This window comes from Streptomyces sp. NRRL S-495 (genome assembly GCF_000966955.1).
GTDB classification, from domain to species: domain Bacteria; phylum Actinomycetota; class Actinomycetes; order Streptomycetales; family Streptomycetaceae; genus Kitasatospora; species Kitasatospora purpeofusca.
Genome location: NZ_JZWY01000883.1, coordinates 1 through 356, shown reverse-complemented (window position 1 = coordinate 356; position 356 = coordinate 1). Strand labels below are relative to the sequence as shown.

The following is a 356-nucleotide window of genomic DNA, read 5'->3' as shown; positions in this document are numbered from 1 at the left end:
GTCCCGGGCGGGATACGGGCCAGCAGCGGTTCGGCGCCCCGGACGGCGTGCTGCCCGGCCAGGACGGCCGCCTGCCAGTTGGGCCCGTCCCCGGCCGGGTCGTGCCGTTCGCAGCGGTACTGGGCGTACATCGCCTCGGTGAGCAGGCTGGAGTGGCGGGCCCGGCGCAGCGCCCCGCCCGGGCGGCCGGTGCCGGTCAGCACGGCGACCGTCTCGCGCAGCGCGTCCGCGCTGTCCTCCAGCAGCCCGGCGGTGCGTCGGCGCAGGTCCTGGGCGCCGCCGCGGGGCCAGGCGCAGAGCCCGGCGAGGAGGCCGATCGCCGCCCCGGCGGCGACGTTGACCACCCGGGCCTCCGC

At 80.3% G+C, this 356-nt stretch carries 1 pseudogene; it reads right to left on the bottom strand.

Annotated features, from left to right (window positions below):
• Nucleotides 1–356: pseudogene (locus VR45_RS35455) on the bottom strand (FUSC family protein); the annotation flags it as partial.